Here is a 13,745-nt window from a genome sequence, read left to right as displayed (position 1 = left end):
ATCGCTTCCCGCCCGCCGGTGCCTCGCCGCGCCTATCTCGATCACAACGCCACGAGCCCCCTTCGGCCCGAGGCCCGCGCCGCGCTGGTCGCCGCGCTGGATGCGGGCGGTAATGCGTCTTCCGTCCACGCTGAAGGCCGCGCCGCGCGCGCCCGCATCGAGGCCGCTCGCGCGGCCGTCGCGGCGTTGGCGGGAGCGCCTGTCCGGGGCGTGGTCTTCACGTCCGGCGCCACCGAGGCGGCGGCGCTGGCGCTGCATTCCTCAGTCGAGAGCGCCGGACGGGCCAAGCGCTGCGATGTGCTGCTCGCAAGCGCCGTCGAGCATCCGGCCGTGCTCAAGGGCCATCGTTTCCCCTCCGACGCCTTGGAAATCCTGCCGGTGGACGGCGAGGGACGGCTCGATCTCGCCGCGCTGGCCGAGGCGCTGGCCCGCCACCGCGCCGCCGGCCGGCGCGCGATGCTGGCGGTGATGGCGGCGAACAACGAGACCGGCGTGATCCAGCCCGTGGCCGAGGCGGCGCGGCTGATGCACGAGGCGGACGGCATTGTCTTCTGCGACGCGGTGCAGGCCGCCGGCCGCATCCCGCTGGACATGGCGGCGCTCGGCGCCGACTTCCTGGCCCTCTCCGCCCACAAGATCGGCGGCCCCCCCGGCGTGGGCGCGCTGGTGGCGGCGGGACCTGACCATCGCACCGCGCCGCTGCTCTCCGGCGGCGGGCAGGAGCGCAACCGGCGCGCGGGCACCGAGAACGGGCCGGCCATCGTCGGCTTCGGCGCGGCGGCAACCGCCGTGAAAGCAGCGCTTGCCGCCGAGGCGGATCGGCTTGCCGTGCTGCGCGACCGTCTGGAACGGGCGGTGCTGGCGGGCGTTCCCGGTACGAGGGTCGTGGGCGCGGGCGCCGATCGCCTGCCCAACACCACCATGGTCACATTCGCCGGACTTCGGGCCGAGACACTGGTGATCGCGCTGGACCTCGCCCACGTAAGCATCAGTGCCGGCTCGGCCTGCTCGTCCGGCAAGGTCGGCGCCTCGCAGGTGCTGCTCGCCATGGGACTGCCGGAAGATGAGGCGGCGGGCGCCATTCGCCTGTCGCTCGGCTGGTCGAGCACCATCGAGCATGTGGATGCCGCGGTCGAAGCCTTGAAAAAGGCCGTGCCGCAGCTGAGAAGCCGCGCTTCACGCGCGGCATAGCGGATTAAGCCGCGCTTTGCGCGGTTAGGGGAATTACGCCGCGCATCATGTGCGGCACACGGACTTGACCCGCGGGCCTTGACCCCGCGTGGGAGAGGAGAAGAGAGATGCCTGCGGTTCAGGAGACCGTCGAACGCGTCCGCGCGATCGACGTGGATCAGTACAAGTACGGTTTCGTCACCGACATCGAGAGCGAGAAGGCCCCCAAGGGCCTGTCGGAAGACACCGTTCGCTATATCTCCGCCCGGAAGAACGAACCCGAGTGGATGCTGGAATGGCGGCTCGACGCCTACCGGCGCTGGCTCACCATGGAAGAGCCCACCTGGGCGCGGGTGAGCTACCCCAGAATCGATTTCCAGGACTATTATTATTACTCGGCCCCCAAAGCGGCGCCGAAGTCCATCGACGAGATCGACCCGGAAATCCTCAAGACCTACGAGAAGCTCGGCATCCCCCTGCGCGAGCGCGACGCGCTGCTCGGCATCCAGCGCGAGGGCGGCTCGAAGGTGGCGGTGGACGCGGTGTTCGACAGTGTGTCGGTCGCCACCACCTTCAAGGAGGAGCTGGCCAAGGCGGGCGTGATCTTCATGCCCATCTCGGAAGCCATCCGCGAGCATCCCGAGCTGGTGAAGAAGTATCTCGGCTCGGTGGTCCCCGTGTCCGACAATTTCTACGCCACGCTCAATTCTGCGGTCTTCTCGGACGGCTCCTTCGTTTATGTGCCGAAGGGCGTGCGCTGCCCGATGGAACTGTCCACCTATTTCCGCATCAACGAGCGCAACACCGGCCAGTTCGAGCGCACCCTCATCATCGCCGATGAAGGTGCCTATGTGAGCTATCTGGAAGGCTGCACCGCCCCCCAGCGTGACGAGAACCAGCTGCATGCGGCGGTCGTCGAGCTGGTGGCGCTGAAGGATGCGGAGATCAAGTATTCCACCGTCCAGAACTGGTATCCCGGCGACAAGGACGGCAAGGGCGGCATCTACAATTTCGTCACCAAGCGCGGCGACTGCCGGGGTGACAATTCCAAGATCTCCTGGACGCAGGTGGAGACCGGCTCGGCCATCACCTGGAAGTACCCGAGCTGCATCCTGCGCGGCGACAACTCGCAGGGCGAGTTCTATTCCATCGCCATCTCCAACGGCCACCAGCAGGTGGATTCGGGGACGAAGATGATCCACCTCGGCAAGAACACGTCGAGCCGGATCATCTCCAAGGGCATCGCCGCCGGGCACTCGGACAACACCTATCGCGGACTGGTGTCCGCCCATCGCAAGGCCACCGGCGCGCGCAACTTCACCAACTGCGACTCGCTCCTCATCGGCGATCTCTGCGGGGCGCACACCGTGCCCTACATGGAGGCCAAGAACGCCTCGGCCCAGTTCGAGCACGAGGCGACCACCTCCAAAATCTCCGAGGACCAGCTGTTCTACTGCCTCCAGCGCGGGCTCTCGCAGGAGGAGGCGGTGGCGCTCATCGTCAACGGCTTCGTGCGCGACGTGCTCCAGCAACTGCCCATGGAGTTCGCGGTCGAGGCGCAGAAGCTGATCGCCGTGAGCCTGGAAGGCTCGGTGGGCTGACGAACCGGCCGGCGCGCCGCCGGCCTCCCCCTTTCTCGCGCAGCGCGTCCTTCGGGGCGCAGCCGCGCGGATCGACATTTCAAGGACCGACCATGCTCGAAATCCGCAATCTCCACGCCCGCATCGGCGAGAACGAGATTCTCAAGGGCCTCGACCTCACCATCCCGGATGGCGAGGTGCATGCCATCATGGGGCCGAACGGCTCCGGCAAGTCCACGCTCTCCTACGTCCTCTCCGGCAAGCCCGATTATGAGGTGACGGACGGCAGCGTGAGCTTCGACGGCGCGGACCTGCTCGCGCTCGACGCCAGCGCGCGGGCGGCAGCGGGTGTCTTCCTCGCCTTCCAGTATCCCATCGAGATCCCCGGCGTCGCCAACATGACCTTCCTGCGCGCGGCCATGAACGCCCAGCGCAAGGCGCGCGGCGAGGAGGAAATCTCCACCCCCGACTTCCTGAAGCTGGTGCGCGCGAAGGCGCCGGACCTCGGCATCTCGCAGGACATGCTCCGGCGCGGCGTCAATGTCGGCTTTTCGGGCGGCGAGAAGAAGCGCAACGAAATCCTCCAGATGACCCTGCTGGAGCCCAAGCTCTGCATTCTGGATGAGACCGATTCCGGCCTCGACATCGACGCGCTCAAGGTGGTGTCTCACGGCGTGAATGCGCTGCGCAGCCCTAAGCGCTCCATGCTGGTCATCACCCATTATCAGCGCCTGCTCGACCATATCGTGCCGGATGTGGTGCACGTGATGCACAAGGGCCGCATCGTCCGCTCCGGCGGGCCGGAGCTGGCGCTGGAGCTGGAAGAGTCGGGCTACGCGGCCTACGCGCAGGACGCGGCGTGAAGGACGGCACCATGACCATCAACGTCCGACCCGCCCGAACGGCGGCGGAAGAGGCCATCGCCGCCGCGCTCGAGGCGTCGATCGCCACCGAGGCGGGGCAGGGGCGTATCGCCGAGCTGCGCCGCGCCGCCCGCGATGCCTTCCTCTCCCACGGCCTGCCCAGCCGCCGTGTGGAAGAGTGGAAGTACACCGACCTGCGCGCCGCCATCCGCGAGGTCCCCAATCGCGCCCCCGCGCCGGGCACGGTGGAGGATCTGGAAGCTGCGCCATTCGTGCCGGCCGTGCCCAATGCCGGGCGCATCCTGTTCGTGAACGGCGTGCTCTCCCGCGCCGGCTCGGACTTCGCGGCGCTGTCGGAAGGTGTCACCGCCTTGCCGCTGGACACCGCCATCGCTGCCGGCGATCCGCTCGCTGATCGCATCAATGCCCTGTCGCCGAGCCGCTATGACGGGCCGCTGGCCCTCAACACCGGCTTCCTCGGCGAGGGCGTCGCGCTCCGCGTGGATGCCGGGGCGAAGGCGGCGCGGCCGGTTCACATCGCCCATGCCTTTCCGGGCGGCGAAGCCGTCTCCGGCTTCACCCGCACTGTCGTGGTGGTGGGCGAAGGCGCCGAGGTGACGCTGGTGGAGTCCTTCGCCGGGCGTGATGGCGTTACCTACCAATCCAACCACGCGGTGGAGCTGGTGGTGGGCGACGGTGCGGTCGTGAACCTCGTGCGCATCCAGGAGGAGGGCGACGCCGCCTTCCACTTCGGCACCCTCATGCTGGAGCTGGGACGCGAGGCGAAGCTGAACCTGTTCGCCCTCGCCCAGGGCGCGGCGCTGGCGCGCTACAACGTCTATGGCCGCTTCGAGGGCACAGGCGCCCATGCCGGTATCCGCGGCGCGACCCTCGCCCGTGGCCGCCAGCATTCGGACACGACCCTTGTCATCGATCATGCGGTGGCGGGGGGCGAGAGCCGCGAGCTGTTCAAGACCGTGCTCGCCGACGACGCCCACGGCGTGTTCCAGGGCAAGATCGTGGTGCGCCGCGCCGCCCAGAAGACCGACGGGCGGATGATGAGCCAGTCGCTCCTCCTCTCCGACCGCGCCGAGATGGACAACAAGCCGGAGCTGGAAATCTTCGCGGACGATGTCCAGTGCGGCCACGGTGCCACCGCCGGAGCCCTCGACCGCTCCATGCTGTTCTACCTGCGCTCGCGCGGCCTGCCGGAGAAGGAAGCCGAGATGCTCCTCATCCAGGCCTTCCTCGGCGAGGCGGTGGAATATGTGGAGAATGCGGACCTGCGCGACCTGCTGATCGAGCGGATCAGCGGGTGGCTGGAGAAGCGGGCGGCGTAGGCCGTCGCTGCTGAAACCGCCTCCGCGCCCCGCCATCCCCCGCCTTGTGCGGGGGATCCACCCCGCCGCCGGGACCAGCGGATGAGTGGACCCTCCGGACAAGCCGGAGGGTGACAGCGACAAAAGGTTCGTGCGCCCCAGGCTCCCGTTGGCCGATGAGGGCGATACGCCGTTTCATTGAGAGTGTTGCCAGAAGGATTTGGCCATGACCCAGCCCCACCCCGCCGTCGCCAATGGCTCCTTCGACGTGGAGCGGGTGCGCGCGGACTTTCCGGCCCTGTCGCTGGAGGTGAACGGCCATCCGCTCACCTATCTCGACAATGCCGCCTCGGCGCAGAAGCCGCGGCAGGTCATCGACCGCATGGTGACCGCCTATGAGCGGGAATATTCCAACGTCCATCGCGGCCTCCACTATCTCGCCAACGCCGCCACCGAGGCGTTCGAGCATGCCCGCGAGACGGCGCGCGCCTTCCTGAACGCCGGCAGCATCGACGAGATCATTTTCACCCGTTCCGGCACCGGCGCCATCAACACGGTGGCCTCCTCCCTCGGCCAGTCCATCGAGCCGGGCGACGAGATCGTGCTCTCCATCATGGAGCACCATTCCAACATCGTGCCGTGGCACTTCCTGCGCGAGCGCAAGGGCGCCGTCATCAAGTGGGCGCCGGTGCGGGAGGATGGCTCCTTCGACCTCGACGCCTTCAAGGCGCTGCTCGGTCCGCGCACCAAGATCGTCGCCATCACCCACATGTCCAACGTGCTGGGCACGGTGACGCCCATCAAGGAGATCGCGGCGGCGGCCCATGCGGTGGGCGCCAAGGTGGTGGTGGATGGCTGCCAGGCCATCGTCCACATGCCGGTGGACGTGCGCGACCTCGACGTCGATTTCTACGCCGTCACCGGCCACAAGCTCTATGCCCCCACCGGCATCGGCCTGCTCTACGGCAGGAAGGAACTGCTGGAGGCCATGCCGCCTTATGAGGGCGGCGGCGAGATGATCCGCGAGGTGACGGAGGAGACCGTCACATACGGGGTACCTCCGCACCGTTTCGAGGCTGGAACACCTCCAATCGTTCAGGCCATCGGCCTTGGCGCTGCAATGGAATATGTCCAGTCCATCGGCCGCGAGCGCATCGCCGCCCACGAGCACGATCTCTCGGCCTATGCCCACGAGCGCTTGAGGGCGTTGAATTCCCTGCGGATTATCGGCACGGCGGCGGACAAGGGCGCCATCATTTCCTTCGAGATGAAGGGCGCCCATCCCCACGACGTGGCCACCATCATCGACCGCTACGGTGTCGCGGTACGGGCCGGCACCCATTGCGCACAGCCGCTTTTGGCCCGATATGGTGCGACAGCGACATGCCGCGCATCGTTTGCTCTTTACAACACGCGCGCCGACGTGGACCGTCTCTTTGACGCCCTCGTCAAGGCGCAGGATTTGTTCGCATGACCGATACCAAGTCGATCGAGGCGCCGAACCAGCCGCAGATTCAGTCTCCGATCCCGGAGGCGGAGCTTGCGCGGCTCACCGACGACATCGTGATCGCCCTCAAGACGGTCTACGATCCCGAAATCCCGGTGGACATCTACGAGCTTGGCCTGATCTACAAGGTCGATATCTCGGATGCCCGCACCGTTGCTGTCGAGATGACGCTCACCACGCCGAACTGCCCCGCCGCCGCCGAACTGCCCGGCATGGTGGAGAGCGCCGTCGCGGCCGTGCCCGGCATCTCGGACGTGAAGGTGGACATCACCTTCGATCCGCCGTGGGACCAGGGCCGCATGTCCGAGGAAGCCCGCGCCACGCTCAACTTGTGGTGAGCCCGCGTCATGCCTGACGGGCAGGGGACCGCGCGCACCGCGCCGCCCCTCGGCCGGGTGCTGGAAACCGGCCTCTATGTTGACGACCTCGACCGGGCGCGCGGCTTCTACGAAGGCGTGCTTGGCCTCGTGCCCATGCTGGCCGATGCGCGTTTCGCCGCCTATCCGGTCGGCGGCACCGTGCTTTTGCTGTTCCTGCGCGGATCGGCCGACGCGGCCATCGCGTTGCCCTTCGGCGGCGCGATTCCCCCGCACGATGGCGCCGGCCGCCTGCACTTCGCCTTTTCCGCCGAAGCCGCCGACATGGAACGCTGGCGCGCGCACCTCACCGCGCACGGTGTTGCCATCGAGGGCGAGGTGCATTGGCCGAAGGGCTCCACGAGCCTCTATTTCCGGGATCCGGACGGAAACCTCGCGGAGATCGCCAGCCCTGGGCTCTGGGAGAATTATTAGCGCACAGATTCGCCGTCATCGCCTGGCTCGTCCGGGCGATCCACCTTGCCGTTCGTCCGGTGCATCATGGAAAGAGCCGCCCCGGCCGAACCGTGGATCCCCCGCACAAGGCGGGGATGACGATCAGTGATGCGGAGAGGTCTCGTCGTGCGACCGCCAAGCCCCAAAAGAAAAAGGCGAGGCCCCGAGCGGGCCTCGCCTTTTTTAATCCACGGCTCCAGCGCTGCCTGCAGATCTAAGTCCGCTTTGGGGGCTGCGCGGCCAATCCGTGATGCCGATTCCGTATGCGCCATTAAAGGCGGCCGTCGGTCGGCTTTTTCTTACCTCTCCTCCCGAGACCTGAACCGCATTCACCGCCGTCTGGCCGGCCGGTGACGGTCCCCTTTCTTGTGCGGGGGGAAAATAGAACAAGAATCTGTCGTTTGTCATCCTTGCGCCGCAATAAGTCGTTCGCTGCGTCGCAATATGGTTGCATGGCACCGCATTCGCGCCACTGCCCTTGTGTTTTGGCCGCCCTTCCGCTTTCACTCCCGCCAGCCTGATTTCCCTCCGCACGAAAAGTCCGAGCCACCCGATGCGACTGTCCCGCTATTTCCTTCCCATTCTGCGCGAGGTGCCCAAGGAGGCGGAGATCGTCTCGCACCGGCTGATGCTGCGCGCCGGCATGATCCGGCAGGAATCGGCCGGCATCTACGCCTGGCTGCCGTTCGGCCTGCGCGTGCTGAACAAGGTCTGCAACATCATCCGCGAGGAGCAGAATCGCGCCGGCGCCATCGAGATGCTGATGCCGACCATCCAGTCGGCGGACCTCTGGCGCGAGAGCGGCCGCTATGACGACTACGGCAAGGAGATGCTGCGCATCCGCGACCGGCACGACCGCGAGATGCTGTTCGGCCCCACCAACGAGGAGATGATCACCGAGATCGTCCGCGCCTATGTGAAGTCGTACAAGGCGCTGCCCCTCAACCTCTACCACATCCAGTGGAAATTCCGGGACGAGGTGCGCCCGCGCTTCGGCGTCTACCGCTCGCGCGAGTTCCTGATGAAGGACGCCTATTCCTTCGATCTCGACGCGGCCGGCGCCCGCCATTCCTACAACAAGATGTTCGTCGCTTATCTGCGCACCTTCGCCCGCATGGGCCTGAAAGCGATTCCGATGGTGGCGGACACGGGACCGATCGGCGGCAACCTCTCCCACGAGTTCATCATCCTCGCCTCCACCGGCGAGAGCGAGGTGTTCTGCCATGGCGACTATCTCGACATGGCGCCGCCCCCCGCGGACGTGAACTTCGACGATCCCGCCGGCCTCCAGGGCGTGTTCGACCGCTGGACGCAGCTTTATGCCGCGACCTCCGAGAAGCACGACACGGCCGCCTTCGAGGCCATCCCGGAAGACCGCCGTCTCGCCGCGCGCGGCATCGAGGTGGGCCACATCTTCTATTTCGGCACCAAATATTCCGAGCCCTTCGGCGCCAAGGTGCTCGGCCCGGACGGCAAGGAGCACACCATCCACATGGGCTCCTACGGCATCGGCCCCTCGCGCCTCGTGGCGGCCATGATCGAGGCGTCTCACGATGAGAACGGCATCATCTGGCCGGACGCGGTCGCGCCCTTCCAGGTGGGCATCCTGAACCTCAAGGTCGGGGACAGCGCGACCGAGGCGGCCTGCGGCGCCCTTTACGCGGAATTGACCGCTGCCGGCTACGACGTGCTGTACGACGACACCGAGGAGCGCGCTGGCGCCAAGTTTGCTACCGCCGATCTCATCGGCCTGCCGTGGCAGATCCTGGTCGGGCCGAAGAGCCTCGCCGAGGGCAAGGTGGAACTGAAGCGCCGGGTGGACGGCTCGCGCGAGCTGATCGCCCCGAGCGACATTGTGGAGAGGCTGAAGGCATGACGGCAACCCATGCGGCGGCGGCGAGGGCAGGCGGGGACACCACCGGTACGCGCCCCTTCGCGCCGTTCGAGTGGATGCTGTCGTTGCGTTATCTCAGGGCCCGCCGCAAGGAGGGCTTTATCTCCGTCATCGCCGGCTTCTCCTTCCTCGGCATCATGCTGGGGGTGGCGACGCTCATCATCGTCATGGCGGTGATGAACGGCTTCCGGCAGGAGCTGCTGGGCAAGATCCTCGGCCTCAACGGCCACGTGCTGGTGCAGCCGCTGGAATCGCCGCTCACCGATTACAAGGCGGTGGCCCAGCGCATCGCCGCGCTCAACGGCATCCGCATCGCCGTGCCTCTGGTGGAAGGGCAGGCGCTCGCCTCATCGCCCTTCGGCGCCTCGGGCGTGCTGGTGCGCGGCATGGCGGAGAAGGACTTGCGCGGCCTGCCGTCTGTCGCCCACAACATCCGCCAGGGCACGCTGGAGAATTTCGACCAGGGGCAGGGCATCGCCATCGGCAAGCGCCTCGCCGACCAATTGTCCCTGCGTGCGGGCGATAACATCACCCTCGTCGCCCCGCGCGGCGCGGTCACGCCCATGGGCACCTCTCCCCGCATCAAGGTCTACAAGATCGCCGCGGTGTTCGAGGTGGGCATGTCGGAATACGACAGCGCCTTCGTCTTCATGCCGCTGCCGGAGGCGCAGGCCTATTTCAACCGCAACGGCGACGTGAACGCCATCGAGGTCTACCTCGACAATCCCGACGACGTGGGCGAACTGCGTGCCGCCATCCAGAGCGCGGCGGAGCGGCCGGTCTATCTCGTGGACTGGCGGGTGCGGAACGCCACCTTCTTCGGCGCGCTGCAGGTGGAGCGGAACGTGATGTTCCTGATCCTCACGCTGATCGTGCTGGTGGCGGCGCTCAACATCGTCTCCGGCCTCATCATGCTCGTGAAGGACAAGGGGCACGACATCGCCATCCTGCGCACCATGGGCGCGACGCAGGGCTCCATCATGCGCATCTTCTTCATCACCGGCGCCTCCATCGGCGTGGTGGGGACGCTCTCGGGCCTGCTGCTCGGCGTGATCGTGTGCCTCAACATCGAGAGCATCCGACAGTTCATCTCCTGGCTCACCGCCACGGAGCTGTTCTCGCCCGAGCTCTATTATTTGTCCCGCCTTCCGGCGCAGATGAATTTCGGCGAAACCTCCTCCGTGGTGCTGATGGCAATGGCGCTCTCGTTCCTGGCCACGCTCTATCCGTCCTGGCGGGCCGCCCGGCTCGATCCGGTGGAAGCCCTGAGGTACGAGTGATGGACATGCCCACCCCGCCCGAAGGTCGCGGCCGCGGCCCCGGCACCGGCTCCCGTCCCCAGTTCGCGCTGGCTTTGGCCGGCGTCGTACGGCGCTATGCGCAGGGGCAGGGGGCGCTGGAAATCCTGCGCGGTGCCGACCTCGGCATCGCCCAGGGGCAATCGGTGGCCCTCGTGGCGCCGTCCGGCTCCGGAAAATCCACCCTGCTGCACATCGCCGGACTGCTGGAGCATTCGGACGCCGGAGAGGTGTTCATCGACGGCGCGCCCACCGCCCGCCTGCCGGATGCCGAGCGCACGCGCATCCGCCGGCTCTCCATCGGCTTCGTCTACCAGTTCCATCATCTCCTGCCCGAGTTCACGGCGCTGGAGAACGTGGCCATGCCGCAGATGATCCGCGGCCTCGCCAAGAAGGAATCGGAGACGCGGGCCAAGGAGCTGCTCTCCTATCTCGGCCTCGGCGCACGCCTGACGCATCGCCCCTCGGAACTGTCGGGCGGTGAGCAGCAGCGCGTCGCCATCGCCCGCGCGCTCGCCAACGCGCCGCGGCTGCTGCTGGCGGACGAGCCCACGGGCAACCTCGATCCCAAGACATCCGACCACGTGTTCGGCGCCATGTCGGAGCTGGTGCGGGCCACCGGGGTGGCGGCCTTGATCGCCACCCACAATCTCGACCTCGCCGCCCGCATGGACCGGCGCGTCACCCTGCGCGAAGGCAAGGTGGTGGAGCTGGCCTGACCGGCGCCACGGGGCGCTCCCAGAGGGTGGAATGGATTCGTTTTTCGCCGCCTCCAAGATGTTCTGGTTCCTCGTCGCGCCGTCCAACCTGCTGATGCTGCTTGGCGGCCTCGGCCTCTTTCTGGCGCTCGCCAGCGGGCGGCGGTGGGGACTGGGGCTTCTCGCCGTTTCCATTGTCGGCTGGGGGGTGCTGGGCTTCTCGCCGGTGTCCAATTATCTCCTCAACCCGCTGGAGGAGCGCTTTCCCATCTACCGGGGCGATGAGCCGATCACCGGCGTGGTCCTCCTGGGCGGGGCGGAGGTGCCGGAGGTGGGGCTGGCGCGCGGCGTCCCCGCCTTCGCCAATGCCGGGGAGCGGGCCATTGCTTTCGGCGCCCTGGCGCGGAAGCACCCGGAGGCGCGCCTCGCGTTCATCGGCGGCAGCGGACAGCTGTTCTCCGACGGCGTCGCTTCGGAGGCGCGGATGATGCAGATGACGCTGCCGGACCTCGGCATCGCCCCGGACCGTGTGGAATACGAGGTGAAATCCCGCAACACCGCGGAAAATGCGGAGTTTGCCAAGGAATTGCTGACGCCCAAGCCGGGCGAGCGCTGGCTGCTGGTGACGAGCGCGTTCCACATGCCGCGTGCGGTCGGCTGCTTCCGTAAGGTGGGCTTCGACGTGATCCCCTATCCCGTCGATTTCCGTACCGCCGGCCCGAACCAGCTCAACGAGACCTTCTCGCGCACGGCGGTCGGACTCGACATGGCGGATGTGTCGATCAAGGAGTGGGTGGGTCTCGTCGCCTACTATCTCTCGGGCAAGACCAGCGCGCTGTTTCCGGCGCCGTAAGCTATTCGTCGCGCGGCAGGCCGATGCGGTAGACGCCGCGGAAATCGGCCGGGTCCACCGCCTTGCCCTTGCGATAGATCATCAGCCGGCCCTCCAGCGCGAGGCGGACGGCGACGCGGCGCACCACCGGCAGCGCCCGCTGCCATTCGTCCTTCGGCATCAGCGCCAGCGCCGCATCCATGGGGCCGATGCTCTTGCCCGGCCCGGCCTCGCCCGCGAGACGCAGGAGCAGCGCCGCGGCGGCCTCATCGTCGGGCAGAGGGGAAGGGCTGGCGGTCGAATCGGAGGGGCGGCTCTCGGTCATGGGGAAGTCCTACCCCATCTGCGCGCATTTTCGCATGGGCAAACCCGGCGCCTCCCGATCCGGCGGCCTGTGGATTGCGGCAGTCCCGGCTCTCGCATGCGAGCCGTTCGCAGGAAGCATGACGCAGGGCTTGCCGGGACGTTCATAAATTCTTAATGAATGTTGCGTTGCGGGACGCTCGTCGTGCCGCGGGGACTCGTCGAAAGAGCCGCTATCCATCATGGATCTCAGCCAAGGTTATGCCCATCGCCGCTCCTGCTGGGGCGTCGCGCGCACTGCGCTTGCTGTCTTTCTGGTCGCTGTCGCGGTGATCTATCTCTACGGAGGCTTCGACGCCTCCGCGCTTCGGCCCCACTGAACGCAGCCGCCGGGAACACCGGGCGGCTTCGCGGCCGGGGAACGGGTTTTCCTTTACCATGGGAATTGCGCGCCGGTGCGCCGCGTTGCCTTTGTGCGGCGGACCGGACAATGATCCGCGCCCCGACCGGCAGCCGTAGGCGTATCGTGGGGGCGGGAACCGGAACAGGGACGCAGGCGTTCGCCCGCGTCCCAAGGGCTGCGTCGCGGAGGGCGTCATGCTGGAATGGATGAACCGGACGCTCAGCATTCTGAACAGCAATTTCGATGTGCCGGGCTGGGTCGTGCTCGCGGCCATGGTCATCGGGGCGGTGTTCGTCTTCGTGCTGTTCGTGCGGTCGGAGCCCAATGAAAACCCGCTGACCCTGCTCGTGCTCATCGGCATCCTGCTGGGTGGCCTGTCGGTGGGCAGCGCCATGGTCAAGCAGATCATCCAGGCTGCCGCCATCTCGGAAGCGCGCTCGCTGGAATCCCGCGCCGCCGGCCTTGATTCCGCAGCCGCGCAGGCGCCGGCCCTCGGCTGCATCGGCGCCGATCCATCCCTGACGGGGGTGTGCGAGGCGGTGTTGTTCGAGCGGCCGGACACGGTGGCCGCCGCCCGCGCCATGGTGCGCGCCCGCATGGCGCTGGTCGAGGACGCCTTCGAATTCGTGCGCCGCCGCAAGGCCGACTACCTGACCGAGCGGATCATCGCCTGGCGTCGGCCGCTGGAGCAGGACCCCTACGGCCTCGTCGCTTCCGCGCTGGTGGATTTCTCCGGCTGCACGGTGAGCTATTGTCCGCAGGCCGCGATCTTCGGCGATCCGACGCACATCATCGCCAACATGAACGAGGGGCGCTACGCCAGCCTCGTCAGCAAATATACTCCGGTGTGGGAGCGCAACGCGCGCAACCGCGGCATGACCGGGGGACCGCCGCCGCGCACGGGCCCCTTCGGCATGCTGGTGACCCAGCCTGATCCGGCCCATGCGGCCCAGCCCGGTGCCCCGGGCGTTCCCGCTCCGGCCGCGGCGGCGCCAGCCCCGGCGGCGGAAGAACCTGACGTGATCGCGCCGCCTCCCAGCGCGCCGCTGCCGCCCGCCCGCCCGGC

General features: G+C 67.5%; 13 protein-coding genes and 1 pseudogene. 13 read left to right on the top strand and 1 reads right to left on the bottom strand.

The features are described 5' to 3' along the window. The first annotated feature begins 18 nt into the window (after positions 1–18). From ACE3QW_RS03195 to ACE3QW_RS03145, 11 genes and pseudogenes are all read left to right on the top strand, one after another. Positions 19–1,191 carry a cysteine desulfurase family protein gene (locus tag ACE3QW_RS03195; protein ID WP_374250435.1) on the top strand — a complete coding sequence of 391 codons (1,173 nt, stop codon included), beginning with the start codon at positions 19–21 and terminating at the stop codon, positions 1,189–1,191. 107 nt (positions 1,192–1,298) lie between these two features. After that, a complete protein-coding gene (sufB, locus tag ACE3QW_RS03190) occupies positions 1,299–2,771 on the top strand; it encodes a Fe-S cluster assembly protein SufB (protein WP_250165739.1) in 1,473 nt (490 codons plus the stop codon). Positions 2,772–2,863: 92 nt separating this feature from the next. Then, on the top strand, positions 2,864–3,613 hold the full coding sequence (gene sufC, locus ACE3QW_RS03185) for a Fe-S cluster assembly ATPase SufC (RefSeq protein ID WP_250165740.1): 750 nt from the start codon (positions 2,864–2,866) through the stop codon (positions 3,611–3,613). 11 nt (positions 3,614–3,624) lie between these two features. Then, positions 3,625–4,953: a Fe-S cluster assembly protein SufD gene (gene sufD / locus ACE3QW_RS03180; RefSeq protein ID WP_374250408.1), complete on the top strand. Its 1,329-nt coding sequence runs from the start codon at positions 3,625–3,627 to the stop codon at positions 4,951–4,953. A 205-nt stretch (positions 4,954–5,158) separates the two neighbouring features. Beyond that, positions 5,159–6,406 (top strand): cysteine desulfurase, encoded by a 1,248-nt coding sequence (locus ACE3QW_RS03175; RefSeq protein WP_374250407.1) that lies wholly within the window; start codon positions 5,159–5,161, stop codon positions 6,404–6,406. Further along, positions 6,403–6,777, top strand: a complete 375-nt coding sequence (locus ACE3QW_RS03170) for an SUF system Fe-S cluster assembly protein (RefSeq protein ID WP_024278828.1) — start codon at positions 6,403–6,405, stop codon at positions 6,775–6,777. Before ACE3QW_RS03175 ends, ACE3QW_RS03170 begins: the two co-directional genes overlap by 4 nt. Positions 6,778–6,786: 9 nt before the next feature. Further along, positions 6,787–7,230, top strand: coding sequence for a VOC family protein (locus tag ACE3QW_RS03165; RefSeq protein ID WP_374250406.1), 444 nt, complete (start codon positions 6,787–6,789; stop codon positions 7,228–7,230). A gap of 574 nt (positions 7,231–7,804) precedes the next feature. Beyond that, a complete protein-coding gene (gene proS, locus ACE3QW_RS03160; protein WP_250165744.1) occupies positions 7,805–9,127 on the top strand; it encodes a proline--tRNA ligase in 1,323 nt (440 codons plus the stop codon). Beyond that, the gene (locus ACE3QW_RS03155) at positions 9,124–10,425 is read left to right on the top strand and encodes a lipoprotein-releasing ABC transporter permease subunit (RefSeq protein WP_051679273.1); all 1,302 of its coding nucleotides are present in this window, start codon (positions 9,124–9,126) and stop codon (positions 10,423–10,425) included. Before proS ends, ACE3QW_RS03155 begins: the two co-directional genes overlap by 4 nt. Beyond that, a pseudogene (locus ACE3QW_RS03150) lies at positions 10,425–11,009 on the top strand (ABC transporter ATP-binding protein); the annotation flags it as partial. The gene ACE3QW_RS03155 and the pseudogene ACE3QW_RS03150, both read left to right, overlap by 1 nt. A 184-nt stretch (positions 11,010–11,193) precedes the next feature. After that, positions 11,194–11,994 carry a YdcF family protein gene (locus ACE3QW_RS03145; protein WP_374250404.1) on the top strand — a complete coding sequence of 267 codons (801 nt, stop codon included), beginning with the start codon at positions 11,194–11,196 and terminating at the stop codon, positions 11,992–11,994. A 1-nt stretch (position 11,995) separates the two neighbouring features. Here the strand turns inward: ACE3QW_RS03145 and ACE3QW_RS03140 are convergent, their stop codons facing one another. Continuing rightward, positions 11,996–12,298, bottom strand: coding sequence for a DUF3253 domain-containing protein (locus ACE3QW_RS03140; RefSeq protein ID WP_374250403.1), 303 nt, complete (start codon positions 12,296–12,298; stop codon positions 11,996–11,998). A 220-nt stretch (positions 12,299–12,518) separates the two neighbouring features. On the opposite strand from ACE3QW_RS03140, the gene ACE3QW_RS03135 reads away from it, so the two are divergent. Together ACE3QW_RS03135 and ACE3QW_RS03130 are read left to right on the top strand one after the other, a co-directional pair. Continuing rightward, positions 12,519–12,656, top strand: coding sequence for a hypothetical protein (locus ACE3QW_RS03135; protein WP_197023034.1), 138 nt, complete (start codon positions 12,519–12,521; stop codon positions 12,654–12,656). Between the two features lie 217 nt (positions 12,657–12,873). After that, positions 12,874–13,745 (top strand): hypothetical protein (locus ACE3QW_RS03130; RefSeq protein WP_374250402.1); only part of this gene is annotated, 872 nt, incomplete at its 3' end.

This window comes from Xanthobacter sp. (assembly GCF_041911315.1).
Lineage (GTDB): Bacteria > Pseudomonadota > Alphaproteobacteria > Rhizobiales > Xanthobacteraceae > Xanthobacter > Xanthobacter aminoxidans.
This window is presented reverse-complemented; position numbering and strand designations above follow the sequence as displayed.

Coding starts and splice junctions, on each gene's coding strand:
- ACE3QW_RS03165 (WP_374250406.1), top strand. CDS start 6,787: ATGCCTGACGGGCAGGGGACCGCGCGCACCGCGCCGCCCCTCGGCCGG.
- sufB (WP_250165739.1), top strand. CDS start 1,299: ATGCCTGCGGTTCAGGAGACCGTCGAACGCGTCCGCGCGATCGACGTG.
- ACE3QW_RS03135 (WP_197023034.1), top strand. CDS start 12,519: ATGGATCTCAGCCAAGGTTATGCCCATCGCCGCTCCTGCTGGGGCGTC.
- ACE3QW_RS03155 (WP_051679273.1), top strand. CDS start 9,124: ATGACGGCAACCCATGCGGCGGCGGCGAGGGCAGGCGGGGACACCACC.
- ACE3QW_RS03145 (WP_374250404.1), top strand. CDS start 11,194: ATGGATTCGTTTTTCGCCGCCTCCAAGATGTTCTGGTTCCTCGTCGCG.
- proS (WP_250165744.1), top strand. CDS start 7,805: ATGCGACTGTCCCGCTATTTCCTTCCCATTCTGCGCGAGGTGCCCAAG.
- sufC (WP_250165740.1), top strand. CDS start 2,864: ATGCTCGAAATCCGCAATCTCCACGCCCGCATCGGCGAGAACGAGATT.
- ACE3QW_RS03175 (WP_374250407.1), top strand. CDS start 5,159: ATGACCCAGCCCCACCCCGCCGTCGCCAATGGCTCCTTCGACGTGGAG.
- ACE3QW_RS03170 (WP_024278828.1), top strand. CDS start 6,403: ATGACCGATACCAAGTCGATCGAGGCGCCGAACCAGCCGCAGATTCAG.
- ACE3QW_RS03140 (WP_374250403.1), bottom strand. CDS start 12,298: ATGACCGAGAGCCGCCCCTCCGATTCGACCGCCAGCCCTTCCCCTCTG.
- sufD (WP_374250408.1), top strand. CDS start 3,625: ATGACCATCAACGTCCGACCCGCCCGAACGGCGGCGGAAGAGGCCATC.